This window comes from Candidatus Binataceae bacterium (assembly GCA_035500095.1).
Taxonomy (GTDB): domain Bacteria; phylum Desulfobacterota; class Binatia; order Binatales; family Binataceae; genus JAKAVN01.
Window position 1 is genome coordinate 19,390 of sequence record DATJXN010000121.1, and the last position, 20,534, is coordinate 39,923.

Annotated in this window: 18 protein-coding genes and 5 tRNA genes; 8 read left to right on the top strand and 15 right to left on the bottom strand. The window is 66.0% G+C overall.

The window, feature by feature from the left end; genetic code table 11:
* Positions 1–9: 9 nt before the first annotated feature.
* From rpoB to VMI09_12680, 12 genes are all read right to left on the bottom strand, one after another.
* Complete coding sequence (rpoB, locus tag VMI09_12625) at positions 10–4,122, bottom strand: DNA-directed RNA polymerase subunit beta (GenBank protein HTQ25535.1); 4,113 nt, start codon at positions 4,120–4,122, stop codon at positions 10–12.
* A gap of 183 nt (positions 4,123–4,305) precedes the next feature.
* Positions 4,306–4,701, bottom strand: a complete 396-nt coding sequence (rplL, locus tag VMI09_12630) for a 50S ribosomal protein L7/L12 (protein HTQ25536.1) — start codon at positions 4,699–4,701, stop codon at positions 4,306–4,308.
* Between the two features lie 153 nt (positions 4,702–4,854).
* Entirely contained in the window at positions 4,855–5,463 is a 609-nt protein-coding gene (rplJ, locus tag VMI09_12635; protein ID HTQ25537.1) for a 50S ribosomal protein L10, read from the bottom strand.
* A gap of 16 nt (positions 5,464–5,479) precedes the next feature.
* A complete protein-coding gene (gene rplA / locus VMI09_12640) occupies positions 5,480–6,187 on the bottom strand; it encodes a 50S ribosomal protein L1 (GenBank protein ID HTQ25538.1) in 708 nt (235 codons plus the stop codon).
* A gap of 42 nt (positions 6,188–6,229) precedes the next feature.
* Entirely contained in the window at positions 6,230–6,655 is a 426-nt protein-coding gene (gene rplK / locus VMI09_12645) for a 50S ribosomal protein L11 (GenBank protein ID HTQ25539.1), read from the bottom strand.
* 109 nt (positions 6,656–6,764) lie between these two features.
* Complete coding sequence (gene nusG, locus VMI09_12650; GenBank protein ID HTQ25540.1) at positions 6,765–7,349, bottom strand: transcription termination/antitermination protein NusG; 585 nt, start codon at positions 7,347–7,349, stop codon at positions 6,765–6,767.
* Positions 7,350–7,729: 380 nt separating this feature from the next.
* A tRNA-Trp gene (locus VMI09_12655) sits at positions 7,730–7,807 on the bottom strand.
* 129 nt (positions 7,808–7,936) lie between these two features.
* Positions 7,937–8,089, bottom strand: a complete 153-nt coding sequence (gene rpmG, locus VMI09_12660) for a 50S ribosomal protein L33 (GenBank protein ID HTQ25541.1) — start codon at positions 8,087–8,089, stop codon at positions 7,937–7,939.
* 104 nt (positions 8,090–8,193) lie between these two features.
* A tRNA-Thr gene (locus VMI09_12665) sits at positions 8,194–8,266 on the bottom strand.
* Between the two features lie 61 nt (positions 8,267–8,327).
* A tRNA-Gly gene (locus tag VMI09_12670) sits at positions 8,328–8,403 on the bottom strand.
* 37 nt (positions 8,404–8,440) lie between these two features.
* Positions 8,441–8,526, bottom strand: a tRNA-Tyr gene (locus VMI09_12675).
* A 21-nt stretch (positions 8,527–8,547) separates the two neighbouring features.
* A tRNA-Thr gene (locus VMI09_12680) sits at positions 8,548–8,619 on the bottom strand.
* Positions 8,620–8,806: 187 nt separating this feature from the next.
* Between VMI09_12680 and VMI09_12685 the strand changes: the two genes are divergently transcribed.
* Complete coding sequence (locus VMI09_12685; protein ID HTQ25542.1) at positions 8,807–9,499, top strand: glutathione S-transferase N-terminal domain-containing protein; 693 nt, start codon at positions 8,807–8,809, stop codon at positions 9,497–9,499.
* 51 nt (positions 9,500–9,550) lie between these two features.
* Here the strand turns inward: VMI09_12685 and rlmB are convergent, their stop codons facing one another.
* On the bottom strand, positions 9,551–10,525 hold the full coding sequence (rlmB, locus tag VMI09_12690; GenBank protein ID HTQ25543.1) for a 23S rRNA (guanosine(2251)-2'-O)-methyltransferase RlmB: 975 nt from the start codon (positions 10,523–10,525) through the stop codon (positions 9,551–9,553).
* 202 nt (positions 10,526–10,727) lie between these two features.
* On the opposite strand from rlmB, the gene lptF reads away from it, so the two are divergent.
* From lptF to VMI09_12725, 7 genes are all read left to right on the top strand, one after another.
* On the top strand, positions 10,728–11,903 hold the full coding sequence (lptF, locus tag VMI09_12695) for an LPS export ABC transporter permease LptF (protein HTQ25544.1): 1,176 nt from the start codon (positions 10,728–10,730) through the stop codon (positions 11,901–11,903).
* Positions 11,900–13,000 carry an LptF/LptG family permease gene (locus tag VMI09_12700; GenBank protein HTQ25545.1) on the top strand — a complete coding sequence of 367 codons (1,101 nt, stop codon included), beginning with the start codon at positions 11,900–11,902 and terminating at the stop codon, positions 12,998–13,000. The genes lptF and VMI09_12700 overlap by 4 nt, the downstream gene beginning before the upstream one ends.
* Positions 13,000–13,491, top strand: coding sequence for a TIGR03668 family PPOX class F420-dependent oxidoreductase (locus VMI09_12705; GenBank protein HTQ25546.1), 492 nt, complete (start codon positions 13,000–13,002; stop codon positions 13,489–13,491). The genes VMI09_12700 and VMI09_12705 overlap by 1 nt, the downstream gene beginning before the upstream one ends.
* Positions 13,492–13,510: 19 nt before the next feature.
* On the top strand, positions 13,511–14,701 hold the full coding sequence (locus tag VMI09_12710) for a M24 family metallopeptidase (protein ID HTQ25547.1): 1,191 nt from the start codon (positions 13,511–13,513) through the stop codon (positions 14,699–14,701).
* A 262-nt stretch (positions 14,702–14,963) separates the two neighbouring features.
* On the top strand, positions 14,964–15,188 hold the full coding sequence (locus VMI09_12715) for a hypothetical protein (protein ID HTQ25548.1): 225 nt from the start codon (positions 14,964–14,966) through the stop codon (positions 15,186–15,188).
* A gap of 37 nt (positions 15,189–15,225) precedes the next feature.
* Positions 15,226–15,912, top strand: coding sequence for an HAD family phosphatase (locus VMI09_12720; GenBank protein ID HTQ25549.1), 687 nt, complete (start codon positions 15,226–15,228; stop codon positions 15,910–15,912).
* Positions 15,913–16,065: 153 nt separating this feature from the next.
* Positions 16,066–16,389 (top strand): hypothetical protein, encoded by a 324-nt coding sequence (locus VMI09_12725; protein HTQ25550.1) that lies wholly within the window; start codon positions 16,066–16,068, stop codon positions 16,387–16,389.
* A gap of 171 nt (positions 16,390–16,560) precedes the next feature.
* Here VMI09_12725 and VMI09_12730 read toward each other — a convergent pair whose 3' ends face one another.
* On the bottom strand, positions 16,561–18,024 hold the full coding sequence (locus tag VMI09_12730; protein HTQ25551.1) for a Mur ligase family protein: 1,464 nt from the start codon (positions 18,022–18,024) through the stop codon (positions 16,561–16,563).
* A gap of 5 nt (positions 18,025–18,029) precedes the next feature.
* On the bottom strand, positions 18,030–20,504 hold the full coding sequence (locus tag VMI09_12735; GenBank protein ID HTQ25552.1) for a heavy metal translocating P-type ATPase: 2,475 nt from the start codon (positions 20,502–20,504) through the stop codon (positions 18,030–18,032).
* Positions 20,505–20,534: the final 30 nt, after the last annotated feature.

Genomic DNA, 20,534 nt, shown 5'->3' on the forward strand with positions numbered 1-20,534 from the left:
GCTCCCGCGCTACTGGCGGGGCTGCTGCTCGAGCAGTTCGACGTTGAGGCAGAGCGACTGCAGCTCCTTGACCATCACGTTGAACGACTCCGGCAAACCCGGTTCCAGCGTGTTCTCGCCCTTGACGATGGCCTCGTACATGCGCGTGCGGCCGGCCACGTCGTCGGACTTCACCGTCAGCATTTCCTGCAGCGTGTAGGCCGCGCCGTACGCCTCGAGCGCCCATACTTCCATTTCGCCCAGGCGCTGGCCGCCGCACTGCGCCTTGCCGCCGAGCGGCTGCTGCGTAACCAGGCTGTAGGGTCCGGTCGAGCGTGCGTGGATCTTGTCTTCGACCAGGTGATGCAGCTTGAGCATATACATCACGCCCACCGTCACCGGCTGCTCGAACTTGAGCCCGGTGCGGCCGTCGTAGAGCGTGCACTGGCCGGTCTCGGAAAGGTCGGCGCGTTTGAGCAGCGCGAAGATTTCCTCCTCGCGCGCGCCGTCGAAGACCGGCGAGGCCACGTGCACGCCGGCCCGGCACTTGGCCACGAGCTTCGCCACCTCGGCGTCGGGCAGCTGCTCGATGAATTCCTGGCTCTCGGGGTCGTGGTAGAACTCGCGCAGCCGCTTGCGCAGTTGCGCCGGTGTCGCCCCCGCCTTTAGCTCGGCGCCGAGCTTGTGGCCGATCTCGCGCGCGGCCCATCCCAGATGCGTCTCCAGGATTTGCCCGACGTTCATCCGTGAAGGCACGCCCAGCGGATTCAGCACCATGTCGACGGGCGTGCCGTCCTCGGTCCGCGGCATGTCCTCCTCGGGCAGGATGCGCGAGAGTACGCCCTTGTTGCCGTGGCGCCCCGCCATCTTGTCACCCACTTGCAGGCGGCGCTTGATCGCGACGAACACCTTGATCATCTTGATTACGCCCGGCGCGAGTTCGTCGCCGCCGCGCAGGCGCTCCTGCTTGGCGCCATAGAACGCGGCCACCGCCTCGACGCTCGAGCGCATCGCGGCAACCGCCGCGGCGGCCTCCGCGGTCGCGTTCTCGCTCTCGACTCTTAGCTGCTCCCAGGCGGGCGGTGGCAGCTCGTCGAGCGCTTCGCTGGTGAGCGCGTCGCCCTTGGCCAGCAGCACGCTGCGGTCATCGGCGATGACTCGCGCGGCGAGCTTCTTGCCGACCAGCGTCCGCTTGAGCTTGCGCAGCGTCTCCTGGCGGATGATGCGGATTTCCTCGCTCTCGTCCTGCTTGAGCCGCTCGATCTCGAGGCCGTGAATCTCCTGGCTGCGATCGTCGCGGGTCACGCCGCGGCGGGCGAACACGCGCGCGCCGATAACCGCGCCTTCGACGCCCGGCGGCACCCGCAGCGAAGTGTCGCGCACCTCGCCGGCCTTTTCGCCGAAAATCGCGCGCAGCAGTTTTTCTTCCGGGCTCAGCTGGGTCTCGCCCTTGGGCGTGATCTTGCCGACCAGGATGTCGCCCGGGCGGACTTCGGCGCCGATGCGGATGATGCCCGAGGCGTCGAGGTCGCGCAGCGCCTCCTCGCCCACGTTGGGAATGTCGCGGGTTATCTCCTCCGGCCCGAGCTTGGTGTCGCGCGCGACGCACTCGAACTCCTCGATATGGACCGAGGTGAAGAGGTCGTCCTTGACCACGCGCTCGGAGATGAGGATCGAGTCCTCGAAGTTGTAACCGCCCCACGGCATGAAGGCGACCAGCACGTTGCGCCCAAGCGCGAGCTCGCCGACGTCGGTCGAGGGGCCGTCGGCCAGCACGTCGCCCGCGCCCACGCGCTCTCCGCGCACGACCACCGGCTTCTGGTTGATGCAGGTGTTCTGGTTGGAGCGCTGGTACTTGATCAGGTTGTAGATATCCACGCCCGCGTCGCGCGGATCCTTGCTCGGCTTGTCGGCGCGGACCACCACGCGCTCGGCATCGACGCTTTCGACCACGCCGTCGCGCCTCGCGATCACGGTCACGCCCGAGTCGCGGCCGACCGTGCGTTCTAGCCCGGTGCCGACCAACGGTGCGTCGGTCTTGAGCAGCGGCACCGCCTGGCGCTGCATGTTCGAGCCCATCAGCGCACGGTTGGCGTCGTCGTTCTCGAGAAACGGGATCAGCGAGGCCGCGACCGACACGAGCTGGTTCGGCGAGACGTCCATGTAGTGCACGCTGTCGGCCCCAACCACCGTGAACTCGCCCCCGATGCGGGCCGAGACCGATTCGTTGGTGAACCGGCCGTGCGCGTCGAGCGGCGCGTTGGCCTGCGCGATTACCTTGTCCTCCTCGTCGAGCGCCGAGAGGTAAACGATCCGGTCGCTCACCCGGCTGTTCTCGACCACCCGGTAGGGCGTCTCGATAAAGCCGAAATCGTTGACCCGCGCGTAGGTCGAGAGCGCCGCGATAAGTCCGATATTGGGGCCTTCGGGCGTCTCGATCGGGCATACCCGACCGTAGTGCGTGGGATGAACGTCGCGGACCTCGAAGCCCGCGCGCTCGCGCGTCAATCCGCCCGGGCCGAGCGCCGAGAGCCGGCGCTTGTGCGCGATCTCGGAGAGCGGGTTGGTCTGATCCATGAACTGCGAAAGCTGCGAGGAACCGAAGAACTCCTTGATCACCGCGGAAGCGGGTTTGTAGTTCACCAGCTCCTGCGGCATCAGGGTCTCGATGTCCTGCAGGCTCATCCGCTCCTTGATCGCGCGTTCCATCCGCACCAGCCCGATCCGGAACTGGTTCTCGACCAGCTCGCCGACCGCGCGCACGCGGCGATTGCCCAGATGGTCGATGTCGTCGATCTGGCCGTTGCCGTTCTTGAGATCGATGAGATAGCGGACGACCTCGAGGATGTCCTCGCGACGCAGCGTTCCCTGCTCGAGCGGGACGTCGAGCTTGAGCTTGTGGTTGAGCTTGAGCCGCCCGACTTTCGAGAGATCGTAGCGCTCGGGGTTGAAGAACAGGTTGTTGAAGAAGCTGGTCGCGGTCTCCTTGGTCGGCGGATCGCCCGGGCGCAGCTTCTTGTAGATGTCGATGACCGCCTCTTCGGGCGTCTCGAGCTTGTCGAGCGCGAGCGTGAGGCGCAGCGGCCCGCCGCCCGGCTGATCCTCGGTGTACAGCACCTCGACCTTCTTGATCCCGTGCGTGCGCAGCTTCTCCAGCGACTCTTCGCTCAGCTCCTCGTTGGTCTGCACCAGCACTTCGCCGGTCTGCGGGTCAGCCACGTCATGCGCGGAGATTCGCCCGACCACTTCGTCGAGCGCGATCGGAATCTCGGTGACCTTGGCCGCTTCGAGCGCGCGCACGATCGCCTTGTTGAACTTGCGCCCCTCGCGCGCGAGCACGTCGCCCGTGCGCGGATCCTTCACGTCGCGGCCGATCTTGGATTGGAGCAGCTGATCGGGCTTGAACTGCTTGGCGAGCTGCTTGGAATCGAGGATCAGGACGTCCTTGCGGTAATAATAGTTGAGCAGATCCTCGGTGGTCATCCCGAGCGCGCGCAAGAGCACGGTCGCGGGAAACTTGCGCCGGCGGTCGATGCGCACGTACAGCACGTCGCGCGGATCGAACTCGAAATCGATCCAGCTTCCCCGGTACGGGATGATCCGCGCCGAGTAAAGCAGCTTGCCGGTCGAATGCGTGCGCCCCTTGTCGTGCTCGAAGAACACGCCCGGCGAGCGATGGAGCTGCGAGACGATTACCCGCTCGGTGCCGTTGACCATGAACGTCCCGTTGCCGGTCATCAGCGGAATCTCGCCGAAATAGACCTCCTGCTCCTTGACGTTCTTGATCGAGCGCCGCCCGTTCTCGACGTCCCAGATCACCAGCTGGATCTTCACCTTCAGCGGCGCCGCGTAGGTCATCCCGCGCTGATGGCATTCCTCGACGTCGTACTTGGGCTCGCCGAGCTCGTAGGTCACGAACTCGAGCGAGGCGGTCTCGTTGAAGTCCTTGATCGGGAAGACCGACTTGAACACCGCCTGCAAGCCGGTGTCGGTGCGTTGGTCGGCGGGAACTCCGGCCTGCAGAAATTCGTCGTACGAGCGTTTTTGAATCTCGATCAGATTGGGGATGTCGATAATCTTCTTGATCTTGCCGAAACTGCGGCGCAGACGAAGATTACTCGTCACCTGTGACAACTGGGCCATCGCTACCTCGCTCGGCGCGGGACCGCGCGCGCCACGCACAAAGTCGAACAGGCCCGAAGCGCGGCTTGCCGGATGCCGCGCTTCGCGCCTTCTATTGCAGCGCAACCGGACCGCACGGCGCGGCTTTTCGCCGCCGCCGCCAGCCCGATTGCGCAGAATTCAATTTGCACAGAATGGGTGAACCTACTTCAGCTCCACCGTTGCGCCCGCCTCCACCAGCTTCTTCTGCACCTCTTCGGCCTCGGCCTTGGCGATGCCTTCTTTGACCGGCTTGGGAGCGCCGTCGACCAGATCCTTGGCCTCCTTGAGACCGAGTCCGGTGAGTTCGCGCACGACTTTGATCACCTGGATCTTCTTCTCGCCCGCCCCGGTCAGCATCACGGTGAATTCGTCCTTCTCGACCGCCGGCGCCGCTGCACCTGCCGCCGCCGGACCCGCCGCCGCAACCGTGACCGGCGCCGCCGCCGACACGCCAAGCTCCTGCTCGAGCTCCTTAACCAGGGCCGCCGCTTCCATCAGGCTCATGTTCTTCAGAAAGTCCTTGACCTGATCGCGGCTTACTTGTGCTGCTTCTGACATCTGAGGATCCCTCTCTACTTTATTTCGTCGTCAGCGGCCGCCGGAAGGGGTGTTTGTGGGAGCGCCTCACCCGGAGCCTCTTTCTCAACTGTTGACTCTCTTCTACTGTCGCCTCGATCCGATTTTCCCGCCCCGATTTTCCCGCCCGCTCGCTCAGCTCTCGCCGCCCGCCGCCGGCGCTTCGGGCGCCGGTTTATCGGCCGGAGCCGCCGCGGCAGCCGCGACGCTGTCGGCCTCAGGCGCGCGGTCGCCGTTCTTTTTGCCGACCGCGTCGACCACGCGCGCGAGCGCCGATCCGGGCTCGTTAAGCAGCCGCACCAACCGCGTCGCCGGCGCCATCAGCAACCCGAGCAACTGCGCTAAGATAATTTCGCGTGGCGGCAGCGATGCGAGCGCCTCGATCTCCTCGGCGCTCAGCGGCTTGCCCTCGAGCACGCCGCCGCGGATTTTGAGTTTTTCGCCCAGCTCGCGCATCCCGGTCACGGTCTTGGCGAGTTCGATCGGGTCGGCAAAGCTCAAGATGAGCCCAACCGGGCCGCCGAGCTGGCGGTCGAGTTCCGAGTAGGCGGTATCCTTGATCGCGCGGCGGATGAGCGTATTCTTGGCCACCCGCAGCTCGCCGCGCACCGCCCGCAGCTTGCGCCGCACTTCGGTCGCCTCGCCCGCGGTCATCCCGCGCGACTCGGAGACAATGGCGATGCTCGCGCGGCCGAGCCCCTCGGCGATTTCCGCCACCAGCGCGGTCTTCTGTTCCTTGCGCATGCTTTTAAGCTTCCCCTTACGCCGCGGCCGCCACGGTCCGCGCCGCGCCGGGATCGACTTTCACGCCGGGCCCCATGGTCGAGGACACCGACACGCTCCTTACGTAATTGCCTTTGGCGCTGGCCGGCTTGGCGCGCGCGATGGCGCTCAGGAGCGCGTGCGCGTTCTCCGCGAGCTTGCCCTCACCGAAACTGACCTTGCCGATGCGCGCGTGGATCACTCCGGCCTTGTCGACCCGGTAGTCCACCTTGCCCGCCTTGACTTCGCCCACCGCCTTGGCGACGTCGAAGGTCACGGTGCCGACGCGCGGATTGGGCATCAGGCCGCGCGGTCCGAGAATTTTGCCGATGCGGCCGACCGCGCCCATTATATCGGGCGTCGCGAAAACGCGATCGAAGTCGAGCCAGTTCTCTTCCTGGATCCGCTTGATCAGGTCTTCGCCGCCGACGAAGTCGGCGCCCGCCTCGCGCGCCTCGCGCTCCTTGTCGCCCTTGGCCAGCACGAGCACGCGCGACACCTTGCCGGTGCCGTTGGGCAGCACCACGGTGCCGCGCACGTTCTGGTCGGCCTGGCGCGGATCGACATTGAGCCGCACGGCGAGCTCGACCGTCTCATCGAACTTCGCGACCTTGTTGGCGGCGACGATCTTGAGCGCTTCTTCGAGCGAGTAGCGCTTTTCCAAATCGATCTGTTTGGCCGCCTCGCGGTATTTCTTGCCTGCCATCGCGTTCTCTCTAAAATCCTGCCTCGGTCTTTATTCCAAGCTCTACTCGACGACGTCGATACCCATCGAACGCGCCGTGCCGGCCACCGTCCGCGCCGCCGCCTCGACGCTGGCGGCGGTTAGATCTTTGACCTTCGTTTTGGCGATCTCCTCGATCTGCTTGCGCGTCACCTTGCCGACCTTGTTCTTGTTCGGCAGCGCCGATCCTTTCTCGATACCGGCCGCGCGCAGCAGCAGGATCGAGGCCGGCGGGCTCTTGGTGACAAACGTGAACGAGCGGTCGGCATAGACCGTGACGATCACCGGGATAACCAGTCCCTGCATCGCCTGGGTCTGCGCGTTGAAGGCCTTGCAGAACTCCATGATATTGACGCCGCGCTGGCCGAGCGCGGGCCCCACCGGAGGAGAAGGATTGGCCGCTCCCGCCGGAATCTGCAGCTTTATCTGGCCGACAACTTTCTTCGCCATCTAATCAATTCCCGCTCAGCACATCGGTCATCGTGAAAAGACAAACGTATGACGATCGCGACAAAGCCCGCCGGACGCCCCGAACCGGCGTCCGCTCGGGCCGGCACTTCTATGATTTCTCCACCTGCACGAAATCGAGCTCGACCGGCGTTGCGCGGCCGAAAATCGAGATCAGCACCCGCACCTTGCCCTTCTCGGGCCGGACTTCCTCTACCGTCCCGTTGAAATCCTGGAACGGTCCGTCGATCACCTTGACCGCCTCGCCGACCTCGAAGAGCACCTTCGGCTTGGGCCGGAGCGCACCCTCCTGCATCTGTTCCGTAATCTGGCGCACTTCGGATTCCGGCACCTCGGGCGGCGCGGTGGCATGGCCGACGAAGCCGGTTATCTTGGGCGTGTCCTTGATAACGTGCCAGGTCTCGTCGTTCAGCTCCATGTTGACGAAGATGTAACCGGGGAAAAACTTGCGGCTCGAGATCTTGCGCTGGCCGCCCTTGCCCAGTTCCTGCACCCGCTCGACCGGGACCAGCACTTCGCCGATCTTGTCTTCCATCCCGAGCGCGCGCACCCGTTCCTCGAGCGCGGCCTTGGCCTTCTGCTCGTAGCCCGAGTACGTGTGTACCACGTACCACTTCCAGCTCGGATGGCCGGGCGACTTGCTCGCGTCGTTGGTGCCGGATGCTGCGTCTGCCATAGTCAAAGTGCCGAGCCCCGGGCGCTTGCGCCGCGGGGCCGAATCGCGAGACCCGCATCGCCGCAGCGCCCGTCGGCGCCGGATGCGATGCGCGTCACGAATGTAACAGCCAGCGGACTATCCGGGTCGTGCCGAAATCGGCCAACCCCAGCCACATCGCCATCACCAGCGCCAATATCACCACTACGAAGGTCGCCTGTGCCGTCTCCCGAGGCGTCGGAAAGTGGACTTTCCCGAGTTCTGTCCATGCCTCCTGGACAAAACTAACCGACCGATCGAGGTAACTTTTCAGACTATCCATATTAGCGAGCCAATTCAAGTACTCTCGCGAAGGTCTTAAGCCCCTTTGGCAGGCGGCCCGCCACCCAAGGGAGGTGTAATGGCGGGCCAGGCAGGATTCGAACCTGCAACCCTCGGATTTGGAGTCCGATGCTCTAGCCAGTTAGAGCTACTGACCCTCCGTGAAGCCATCCTAATATAATACATCCAGCGTTTATAAGCCGAAATACCCGCGCTCAGCCCGATTGAAATGGCGACCCCCGCCCCACCGAGGCCCGGGACACCCGCAATCGGGTGGACGCGCCGTTCTAAACCTTGGCTTCCTTGTGCGCCGTGTGCGAGCGGCAGGAGGGGCAGAACTTTTTTATCACGAACTTCTCGGTCTGCTTCTTCTTGTTTTTGCTGGTCGTGTAGTTGCGCCGCTTGCAACTGTCGCACGCCAAACTTATCAAATCTCGCATCGCTTGACTCCTCAACTTGCACGGATTCGGGGCCGTCTTTCGGGGCGCGCGTCTATGGTCCGGGCACCGTTCCTCGCAACCGCGGCGCTACCGAGCGCTCTGCAAGCCCACGGCGGGAATCGAACCCGCGACCTCTTCCTTACCAAGGAAGTGCTCTACCGACTGAGCTACATGGGCTCAATTTCATCTCGCGGCCCGGGCACCGCAGCCTCGGGCGGCGCGGCATCGTTACGGCTAATGGAGCGGGAAACGGGATTCGAACCCGCGACCCCGAGCTTGGAAGGCTCGCGCTCTACCAACTGAGCTATTCCCGCCCACACGGGCGCCAAAAAATCCCCGCGCTCCGATTACTGGTGGAGAGGGGAGGATTCGAACCTCCGAAGGCATAAGCCGGCAGATTTACAGTCTGCTCCCTTTGGCCACTCGGGAACCTCTCCGCTCCCTAATCTCCAAACCGGAGCCGATGGGCGGATTTGAACCGTCAACCTACTGATTACAAATCAGTTGCTCTACCGTTGAGCTACATCGGCCCACGAATCGCAAACTATCCTAAATAGACGTACCTCTAAAGAGTGTCAAGCGCGGCTATCGGCGGCCCCCCTCGGGCGGCACGGAATTCCCTTTCGTTGACGATCCGTCCCCGACCGTGCTGACATGCCGAAACGAAGCTTTCCGGCGCCTCGAAACGAAAGACGGACGCAGCAAGGAGCGAAAAGAATGATCGATCTCTACTACTGGCCGACTCCCAACGGCCACAAGGTTACGATTTTCCTCGAAGAGACCGGCCTCGAATACAGGATCGTGCCGGTCAATATCCGCAAGGGCGACCAGTTCGCCCCCGATTTTTTGAAGATCAGCCCGAACAACCGGATGCCGGCGATCGTGGACCACGACGGCCCCGGCGGAAAGCCCTACGCGCTCTTCGAGTCGGGAGCGATTCTGCTCTATCTGGCGGAGAAGACCGGCAAACTGATGCCGTCCGAGATGGGCGCGCGTTACCGGGTGGTCGAATGGCTGATGTTCCAGATGGCCAACGTCGGCCCGATGCTCGGACAGGCGGGCCATTTCCGCAACGCCGCGCCCGAAAAGATCCCCTACGCGATCGAGCGCTACACCAACGAATCGCGCCGGCTCTTCAGCGTGCTGGACAAGCGCCTCGCCGACCACTCCTACCTGGCGGAGGACTATTCGATCGCCGACATCGCGAACTATCCGTGGATCGTGGCCGCGCTCAAGGCGCAGCCGGAGCAACTGGAGACGCGCCCCAACCTCAAGCGCTGGATCGATGCGCTCGCCGCGCGGCCGGCGGTGCAGCGCGGGATGGCCGTGATGTCTGATCAGCCGCAGCGGCCGCTGACCGAAGAGGAGCGCTCGATCCTGTACGGCGCGAAGCAGCACGAGCGCCGCTAGCCGAGGACGCAAACCGGCTCGATCGCTTCGCCGATCGTATCGTTGGAAGAATTATTGGGGTACGCCGGCCGCCGTTCGCGCCGCGGCGCGCCGGCGCGCGATCTCGAACAACGCGATCGCCGCCGCGACCGACACGTTGAGCGACCCCACCTTTCCGTGCATCGGAATTCGCACCACGAAATCCGAATTCTTGCGCACGATCTCCCGCACGCCGCGGCCCTCGGAACCGACCACCAGCGCAAGACGGCGCGTCGTGTCGAGTTCGTAGAGTTCGACGTCGCCCTGGGGCGCGAGCGCCGCAATCCAGTAGCCGGCCTGCTTGAGGTCCTCCAGCGCGCGCGCCACGTTGCCGCATCGCGCGATCTTAAGATGAACCCACGCGCCCGCTGACGATTTTATCGCCGCCGGCGTAATCGCGGCCGTACGGTCGCGTGCCAGCACTACGCTCGCGACTCCGGCGCCCTCGGCCGAGCGCAAAAGCGCGCCGACGTTGCGCGGATCCGTCACCCCGTCGATAAGGAGCAGCGGGTCGGGCGCCTCCGCGACCACGTCCTCGAATGCCGCATAGTCGTACTCGCGAATCAGGGCGACCACGCCCTGATGTCGCGCCTCGGCGCCGGCCATCCGCGCAAGCGCCGCCGCCTCTGCCGCGACGACCTGCCCACCCGCCGCGCGCACGCGCTCGATGTCCTCGGCAAAGCGCGCCGCGAGGTCGCCGCGCACGTAGAGCGTGCGCACGGCACCGGGCGCCGCCGCGACCAGCTCGCGTACGGGCTCCGCGCCGAAGACCAGGTCGCGTCCCGACGTCTCGCGCCCGGAACTGCCATGTGTCGAAAAGTCGCGTGCGGACGTGCCCTGTGCCGGACCGCAGGATTTCGCAACAGCGGGCGTCCCGCGCTCCGGCGCAGATGCGCCGGGCGGGTGGCGCCGCCAGGGGCGCGCCGCCGCCTTGGGCGGCGGCCCGCCCCTGGCGATGTCATGATGCGCCCGCGGGCCGCCCGGCCGATTGGGGCGTCGATGCTTCATCGCGGCTCGATCATAGTCGGCTCGCGCACGCCGCGACAGGGGCGACGCGCGAGCCGACGCGCCACGCATCGCCGCCGGGCTACCGCCACGACACGCCGCTGCGCCCGCCGCCGCTTTCTTTGATCCGGTGCCGTATCAGTCTAAACTTATCCGCGTACCAGGACTCAGCCGCGCGCCGCGGGCGCGCCGCGAGTGCTCCGCGATGCTCAAGCCGCGAACCATCGACCGCTACATCGCCACCGAGGTCATCGGACCGTTCGTGATGGGCGTCGGTCTGCTGACCTTCGCTCTGGTCACCGGCAAGCTGCTCAAGCTCACCGAGATGGTGGTTAATCACGGCGTCGGACTGGGCCAGGTGATGAGCCTTATCGGGTACATCATGCCGGCCTTTCTCGAGCTCACGTTTCCGATGGCCGTGTTGCTCGGAGTGTTGCTCGGCTTCGGACGGATGTCGGGCGACCGCGAGCTCATCGCGGCGCGCGCCTGCGGCATCAGCCTCTACCGGCTCGCGATCCCGGTGATCGCGGTGTCGCTGGTGGTGTACGCGATGGCGAGCTGGTTTGCGTTTTCCGTCCGCCCGTGGGCCAATACCAACCTGCAGAGCGAACTCTACCGGCTCACCCGGACGCGCTCGACCGCCGGGCTTAAGGAGAAAATCTTCGATAGCAGCTTCCCCGGCCTGGTGCTCTACGTCGACCACATCTCCAACGACAATGGCTCGCTGCAGGGCGTGCTGATCTCGGATGCGCGCAATACCGACCAGCAGAATACGATCATCGCGCAGCACGGCATCGTCGTGCCCGACGAGAACAACCAGAACATCACGCTGCGCCTGTTCGACGGATCGGTTTTCGGCGTCGACCCGTCAACCCATCAGAGTCACATCACGAGCTTTCGCATCTACGACCTCAACGTCGAACCTCAGGGCGGACTGGCCGAGGACACCCGCGAGCCCGAGCAGATGACCTACAGGGAGTTGCGCGGCGTGATCGCCGGCGCGCGCGCGGCAGGGAAGCCCGACCATCTGGCCGAGGCCGAGATGGCGGGCAAGTTCACGGTGCCGCTGGCGACGCTGCTGTTCGCGTTGCTCGGCGTGCCGCTCGGGATGAAGCCGGCGCGCGGGGGCCAGTCGGAACGTTTCGGCGTCGCGATTTCGCTGTTCTTCCTTTACTACATGCTGATGCGGCTGGGGCGGACGCTGGCCGAGCGCGGGATACTGAACGCGTTCGCCGCGATGGCGATTCCGGACGTGGTGTTTTTGGCGCTCGCGGTATGGATGTTCTACCGCAGCGCGACCGACCGCTCCGACCAGGGCCGCGGCCCGGGCGACCTCATCTGGGATCTCATCGAGCGCTTCGGCCACAAGGAGGCCGCATGAAACTGCGCCCGCGGCTCTCGCCCACGCTCGACCGCTTTCTCGGCGGCCATTTTCTCGGCCCCTTCTTCGTTTGCCTCGCGGCCTTCACTGCGGCCTACCTGCTGGGCGACATCTTCGACCGCTTCGACGACCTGATGCGCTACGGCGGCTTCGGCCTGCTCGGCCTCGAATACTTCGCGCTGAAACTGCCGCTCATCATTTCGCAGCTGCTCCCGGTCGCTTCGCTGGCCGGCGTGCTGCTCGGCTTTGCCCTGCTGAACCGCACCGGCGAGGTTCTCGCCTGCCAGCAGCTCGGGATCAGCCGGCTCGAGATGGCGGTGCCGGTGCTGCTGCTGGCGGCGCTGGTTTCGATCGCCGACTTTGGGATCAGCGAGACGATCGTGCCGGTCGCAACGCGTGAGGCGAAGCATCTTTACCAGGTGGAGCTGCAGCGGCGCAAAATCTACGGCATCTTTTTCAACCGCCGCATCTGGGTGCGCGTCAGCGACGGCTTCATGAGCGCCGACGACTACGACGGCCATCAGAAGATGCTCCACGGCGTCACACTCTACCGCGTCGGCCGCGATTACCGGCTTACGCAGGTCGAGCACGCGCCGTCGGCCGCATGGACCGGCAGAAACTGGCGGCCGGCCGAATTGACCGCGATCCGGCTCGCGCCCGGCGGCCAGGTCGAGGCGACGGCTCCCGGCCCGTTCCGGATCGACGTCAACCCGGCCGACTTCAGCCTGTTGCGGATGGATCCCGACGAGTTCAGTCTCTGGCAGCTCGATTCGTATATCCACAACCTGCGGCACAAAGGGCTCGACCCGGGAGGTTATTTCGTCGACCGCGATCTGAAGTACGCGATGCCGCTTGCGTGCGTGATCATGGCAGCGCTCGGGCTGGCGCTGAGCCTCGACCCGCTGCCGCGCAGCCTGAGCATCGGGCGCAGCTTCACCCTCGCGATCGCGATCGGCTTCGGCTACTGGCTGATGTTCGGTCTGACCTCGTCGCTCGGCCGCACCGGCCTGCTGGCGCCATGGCTCGCCGCATGGATTCCCAACATGACGTTCACCATCCTGGCCGCTTCGCTCTTCCTGTTCGGGGAGGAACGCTGATGGCGACGGATTCGATCTCCTTGCTGATGCTGCCCGTGGTGCGCGACTTTCTCGCGCTCGAGCGGATCGGGCATCTTGCGACCGCCGACAAAGCCGGCGTGCCGCACAACGTGCCGCTCTGCTTCTGGTTCGACGGCACGCGCTTTTATTTCGCGATCGACGAGAAACCCAAACGCGCGCGCGCGCTGGCGATCACCCGGATGCGCAATATCACGGCCAATCCCAACGTCGCGCTGGTCGTCGACCATTACGAAGAGCACTGGTCCAACCTCGCTTACGTACTGGTGCGCGGACTCGCCGTGGTGGTCGACGATCGCGAGGAATACCTGCTCGCGCTGCGCAGCCTGCGCGACAAGTATCCGCAGTACCGCGCGATGGCGCTGAGCATCGAGAACAACCCGGTCGTCCGGATCGATCCGACGCGGGTCCACGTCTGGGGCGAGCGCTTCAAACCGGCGCCGCCCGGCCCCGGGCGCCAGCATCCGGCCTAGGATGGCGGGCCGGACCGCGATGCGGCGGCAGCGGCTCGAGGAAATCGCGCGCGCGCTCGGCGACGCCGGGCTCGACGGATGGCTCTTTTACGACTTCCGCCTGAGCGACCCGCTGGCCTACCGGATTCTCGGACTTTCGAGCGCGGGAATAAGCACGCGGCGATGGTTCTGCTATGTGCCGGCGCGCGGGCCGGCCCGCGCGCTGGTCTCGGCGGTCGAGGCCGAACGGCTCTCAGAGCTTGGAATCGAGACGACCGTCTATCGCTCGGCGGACGGGATGCTCGCGGCGCTCGGCGATTTTCTTTCCCGCGCGCAGCGGATCGCGATGAACTACTCGCCGCGCGGCGCGATTCCCTACGTCGCGCGCGTCGATGCGGGGACGGTGGAGATGATCCGCGCGCTCGGCGTCGAGGTCGTGTCGGCCGCCGATTTGATTCAGCGCTTCGAGGCCCAACTGGAACCCGCGCAGCTTGAAAGCCATCGGCGCGCCGCCGCGATCGTGCGCCGCGTGGTCGACGAGACCTTCGCCGAGATCGCGCGCGCGATCGAATCCAACGCGCCGGTCAGCGAATACTCGGCTCAGCAATTCGTGCTCTCGCGCTTCGCCGCTCAGCGCCTGATAGCCGAGGACCCGCCGATCGTCGCGGTCAACGCCAACGCTGCGCGCCCGCACTTCGAGCCTTCGCCCACTGCCGATACGCCGATCCGGCGCGGCGACCTGGTGCTGCTCGATCTGTGGGCCAAAGAGCCGCAGGCCGACGCGATCTACGCCGATCTGACCTGGATGGCGTACGCGGGCGAGCGGGTGCCCGAGGAATGCGCGCGCGTCTTCGCGATCGTGGCCGCGGCGCGCGACGCGGCGGTCGATTTCATCGGCGCCCGCGTCGCGGGCGGCGAGCCGGTGCGCGGCGAGGAGGCGGACCGCGTCGCGCGCGGCGTCGTCGAGCGCGCCGGCTTCGCCGAGCAGTTCGTTCATCGCACCGGCCATTCGATCGGCCGCGAAGTCCACGGCACCGGCGCCAACCTGGACTCGCTCGAGACGCACGACCATCGCGCGCTTATCGATCGGACGTGTTTTTCCGTCGAGCCGGGAATCTATCTGCCCGGACGCTTCGGCGTGCGCAGCGAGCTCGACATGACGATCGAGAACGGCCGCGCCGAAGTAAGCGCGGCGCCCGCGCAACGCGAGATCGTCGCGCTGCTGAAATAGCGCCCGCGGCAACGTTCCTTTAATAATGCGCTTCGCATTCAGCACCAGCCACGGCGGAGACGATCCCGATCAATCGCCGGTGAACCCTTATCGCCATGGCGTTGAAGAAAGCGAGCGTCATGACGGAAAATCGCAAGGCCGCTCCCAGTGACTATCTGGCCGCGGAACGTACGTTTCTTGCCTGGATTCGGACCGGGCTTGCCCTGATGGGCTTCGGCTTCGTTGTCGCGCGCTTTGGCTTGTTCTTGCGCGGACTACGGACATGCGCAAGTTCGAGTCCAACGGCATCTCGCAGTTGATCGGAACCGCCCTTATACTGACCGGCGTAGCGGTCAACATCGCCTCCACGATCGGCCATGTCAGGCTGATCGCAAGGCTGAACAGCGGCGCAGCGATCTCGCGGCCCTCCGGCACCGCGATCGCGGTTGCTTTGGGCCTGTCCGCGCTGGGACTCGCGCTCGCCGCTTACCTTATTTCGGTAGGATAATCGGCGTGAAAACTTTCTGCGGTAAAAAGCTCATCCGATGATTCGCGCCATAATCTTCGACCTCGACGGCACGCTCGCCGACACTGAACCTCTCCACTTCGAAGCCTTCGCCCGCGTGCTCCACGGCGAAGGAATCGAACTCGACCGCGGCGTCTACTACAGCCGGCTCATCGGCTTCGACGACCGCGACTGCTTCAGCGCAGTGCTCAGCGAAAACGGCCGCGCGGCGGGCGAAGAGACGCTCGCCGCGCTCATCGGGCGCAAGGCCGCCATCTATCAGGCGGCGATCGCCGATCGCGACGTCACGTTTCCCGGCGCCGCCGAGTTCGTGCGGCGATGCGCCGAGCGCTTTCCGCTGATTGTTGCGACCGGCACGCTGCGCGTCGAAGCGGAACTGATCCTGAAGCGCGCCGGCGTGCGCGAGCTTTTCGCCGACGTTATCGCGGCCGAAGACGTCGAGCACGGTAAACCCGCACCCGAGGGTTTCGTGAAGGCGATGGGCCGGCTCGGCTTCCTTCTGCGTCTGCGTCCGCCGCTGGAGCCCGCCGAATGCTTGGTTATCGAAGACACGATAGCGGGGGTCGAGGCGGGGCGGCGAGCCGGGATGAAAGTTCTGGCGCTGTGTCATAGCGCTCGTCCCGAAGATCTTAAGCGGGCGCAAATAGTGCGCAATTCGCTGGCCGAGACCGACCTCGACGAGATTCTGCGAGAGATCTCGAGATAGCTTATGTCTCACAATGACATATTTATATTATCTTTAAGATGCTTTAAGTTCTTGTTTCATCCGTGGCGAACTGTAAACTGACGCGCATCAGCGCGGCCCGCCATAGCCGAATCTCGCAAGGGGTAGCGCGAAACTCGGGGAGCAAGAGAGACAATGCACATCACATCAATCGACTCGAAACAGGCCGCCAAGATCGCCGCGCTGATGGGGCTCGTCGCAGTTATGGCCGCAACCTGGCCGCTGGCGGGCGCGGCCTGGGCCTTCTCGGTCCATCTGCCGCCCAAGCATTTCGCGGTGCTGCTCTTCGTGCCGTTCTTCTATGCGGTAGCGATCTACTTCCTGGCCGGCCTGGCATGCGGGCTTTACAACTTCGCCGCGCGCGTGGTCGGCGGGTTGCGCCTCGAGATCGCGCATCACACGCCCGCGACGGCGGCCGAGAATCCGGAGAAGCCTGCGCCGATACGCAAGGTCGCCTAGCGGCGCAGCTCCGGGCTCGCCTCGAAAATCGCGCCGCTTGCAGGGAAGAAGGCGGTTCTCATAGAGATTCAGAACCGCCTTGGAGCCCATCCTCACCCTCCCTCAGCATTGGCGGCGGGAATAATTTCACGTGACTGGGCAACCGAAGGAACCATCTGCTGCGGGCGCGCGCTACTCTGATGTCTTGAGCGCGGACAGCAGCCGCTCTTTCAGATTGTCGAACGGTCCGTTGGACATGATGAGCGCGACGTCGCCGGCGTACGCGTCGGCGAGTATCCGCGCTAGGATGTCGTCGGTCGAGGCGCAGGCGAATGCGGCCGGTCCGCGGCGTCCGATCGCGGCCGCGAGTTCTTCGACCGAGAGGCGCCCGCCCTCGGGAATCGGATCGTTGTCTTTGAAATAGACCGGCGCCAGGTAGACGCGCGCGGCGCGATCGAAGGCGGCGGCGAACTCGGCCTGGAAGACGTTGCGCCGGGCGGTGTTGGAGCGCGGCTCGAAGGCGGCCAGGATGCGCCGGCCGGCGAAGCGCTCGGCGATCGCCGCGAGGGTCGCGCGGATCGCGGTCGGATGATGCGCGAAGTCGTCGACCACGGCGACGCCGCGCGCCTCGCCGAGCAAATCCTGGCGGCGCACCACGCCGCGAAACGATTCGAGCCCGCGCGCGATCTCGCCCGCACCGAGGCCGAACTCGCCGAGCAGCACCGCCACGCCGAGCGCGTTGGCCACGTTCATCCGGCCGCCGATCGGGAGCCGCAGTCCTTCGGCCACAGCGCCGCCGCCGCGCTCGATCGAAAAGCGCGCGCCGCCCGCGTCGACGGTTATCGCCGCGGCGCGAAACTCGCCCGCATCAAGGCCGAACGTGATCCGCCGCGCGCGCGAACCCTCGGTCACCTCCAGCGCGGCGCTCGAATCGGCCGAGACCACGAGCACGCCCTCGGGCGCCATCTGCGCCGCCAGCGCGCGGAACGAGGACTTCACGTGCTCGAGGTCGCGGTAGATGTCGGCGTGGTCGAACTCGACCGCGGTCAGGATCGTGCCGCGCGGCCGGTAGTGGAGAAATTTCGGCCCCTTATCGAAAAACGCGGTGTCGTACTCGTCGCCTTCGATCACGAAGTCGCCGCCCGCGCCGAGCCGGTAGTTGGAGGCGAAGTCCCGCGCCACGCCGCCGACCAGCATCGAGGGATCGCGGCCGGCCGAGTTGAGCACGTGCGCCATAATCGCGGTCGAAGTTGTCTTGCCGTGCGTCCCGGCGACCATCAGCACGCGTCTGGCGCTCAGAAAGAAATGCCATAGCGCCTCGGGCATCGAAAGATACGGAATGACGCTATTGAGCAGGGCCTGCGCTTCCGGATTGGCGCGCGGGATTACGTTGCCGACCACGACCAGATCCGGCGGCGGCGCAAGGTTGTGCGGGCCGAAGCCGGCTCGCACCTCGACGCGCATCCGCTTCAGCAGCGACGCCGTCGGCTCGTAGAGCTGGTTGTCGGAGCCGGTGACGCGGAGGCCGCGCTCGGCCAGCATCCCGGCCAGCGCCGCCATCGCGGTGCCGGCGACGCCGATTAGATGGACATGGCGGACCTCGCGCGGCACCCGCGCGATCCGAGCCGCCGACTCGGCGGAGGTTGCGTCAGACATCGCCGTTAGAGCCTGAGCGCTCGCAGGCGCAGCGCGTTGGTGATGACCGAGACCGAGCTCAGGCTCATCGCGGCGCTCGCGATCATCGGATTGAGCATCAGCCCGAACCAGGGATAAAGCACGCCGGCCGCGATCGGGATTCCGATCGTGTTGTAAACGAAAGCGAAGAAGAGGTTCTGGCGAATGTTGCTCATGGTCGCGCGGCTGAGATGCACCGCGCGCACAATCCCGCGCAGATCGCCGCGCACCAGCGTCACGCCCGCGCTCTCCATCGCGACGTCGGTGCCAGTGCCCATAGCAATTCCTACGTCGGCCGCCGCCAGCGCCGGCGCGTCGTTGATCCCGTCGCCGGCCATCGCGACCACGCCCCCTTTTTGCTTAATCTCGCGCACGACCTCGGCCTTGCGCTGGGGCAGCACTTCGGCGTGAACTTCGTCGATCCCGAGGCGGCGCGCGACGGCCTCGGCGGTGAGGCGGCTGTCGCCGGTCAGCATCACGATTCGCACGCCCGCGGCACGCAGCGCGCCGAGCGCGGCGGCGGCGCTATCTTTAACGGGATCGGCAACGCCGAGCAGTCCGGCCGCGCGGCCATCAATCGCGACGAACATCACGGTGACGCCATCGCGGCGCATTTCCTCGGCGCGCGGCGCAAGCTCGCCGGGATCGATTCCGTTCTCCGCAAGCAGCGCGGCATTGCCGATGATCAGCTTGCGGCCGTCGACGCGGGCGCTCACGCCCTTGCCGGCAAGCGAGCGAAATTCGGAGGCGTCCGCGAATTTGAGCGAGCGCGCCGCCGCGCCCGCGACGATCGCCGCGGCGATCGGATGCTCGCTCAGGCGCTCGACCGACGCGGCGAGCCGCAGCATTTCGCACTCGTCGAACTGCGGAAGTGCGGCGGCGGCGGCGGTAAGCGCCGGCTTGCCGGCCGTCAACGTGCCGGTCTTGTCGATGACCAGCGTATCGACCTTCTCAAGGCGCTCCAGCGCCTCGGCGTCGCGCACCAGCACGCCCGCGCCGGCGCCGCGTCCGGTCGCGATCATGATCGACATCGGCGTCGCCAGTCCCAGCGCGCAGGGGCACGCGATGATCAGCACGGCGACCGCGGCGACGATCGCGTGCGCGAGCGCGGGCGCCGGCCCGGCGGCAAGCCATACGATGAAGGCGAGCGCCGCGCAAATCACCACGGCGGGAACGAAATAGCTCGCGACCGCGTCGGCCAGACGCTGGATCGGCGCGCGGCTGCGCTGCGCGTCGGCGACCATCCGCACGATCTGCGCGAGCAGCGTGTCGGCGCCGATGCGTTCGGCGCGCATCACGAAACTGCCGCTTGTGTTGACCGTGGCGCCCGTAACGCGATCGCCCGGGTGCTTGCTCACCGCGAACGGCTCGCCGGTGAGCATCGATTCGTCAACCGCGCCCCCGCCCTCGACCACCGCGCCGTCGGTCGGTACGCGCTCGCCCGGGCGCACACGGAGAAGATCGCCTACGGCGACCCTTGCCAGCGCGACGTCCTCCTCGACGCCGCCCTCGCCCACGCGACGCGCGGTCTTCGGCGCCAGCCCAAGCAGCGCGCGGATCGCGCCCGCGGTGCGGCCGCGCGCGCGGAGTTCGAGCACCTGGCCAAGCAGCACCAGCGTGGTGATTACCGCGGCGGATTCGAAATAGACGGGCACCATCCCTGACGCATCCGCCGCCGTAGGCGGAAGCAGGCCGGGAAAAAGCGCGGCGAGGACGCTATAGACGTAGGCGATCCCAACACCGAGCGAGATCAGCGTGAACATGTTGAGATGGCGACTGACGAGCGAGCGCCATCCGCGCTCGAAGAACGGCCACGCGCCCCACAGCACCACCGGGGTCGCGAGCAACAGCTGAAGATAGGTAAGCGACCGGTCAAACGCGGCCCTCAGCGGGTAGGCCGGTAGCAGATCCGACATCGAGAGCGCCAGCAAGGGCAGCGCGAGCGCCGCGCTCACCCACAAGCGCCGCGTCATGTCGGCAAGTTCGGGATTGGGCGGTTCTTCCGCGGTGACCGTCCGCGGCTCCAGGGCCATCCCGCACTTCGGACAACTCCCTGGATGATCCTGGACGACCTCAGGATGCATCGGGCAAACGTACTCGAGCGCGCCGGGCGTTGCCGCCGAAAGCGGCGCCTCGAGCGCCATCCCGCATATAGGGCACGGACCGGGAGCATCGGCGCGCACCTCGGGATCCATCGGGCAGGTGTAGGAGCCCCTTGCGCCGGGCGCGGCCGCGGGCATCGGCGCGCGCGCTGGCGCCGCCGCGGCGGCGAGATACTTCGCCGGCTCGGTGGCGAATTTGGTGCGGCAGCCGTCGCAGCAGAAGTAATAAGTTGCAGCCTCGTGAACGTGCGAATGGCGCGCCGTTGCGGGATCCACCTTCATCCCGCACACCGGGTCGGTCATCGGCGCGCGCGCTTGCGCCGCCGCGGACGGCGCGCTCTCTGTTTCGGCCTTACTCATCGAACGAGAACATTACTCGCGGGCCACGCC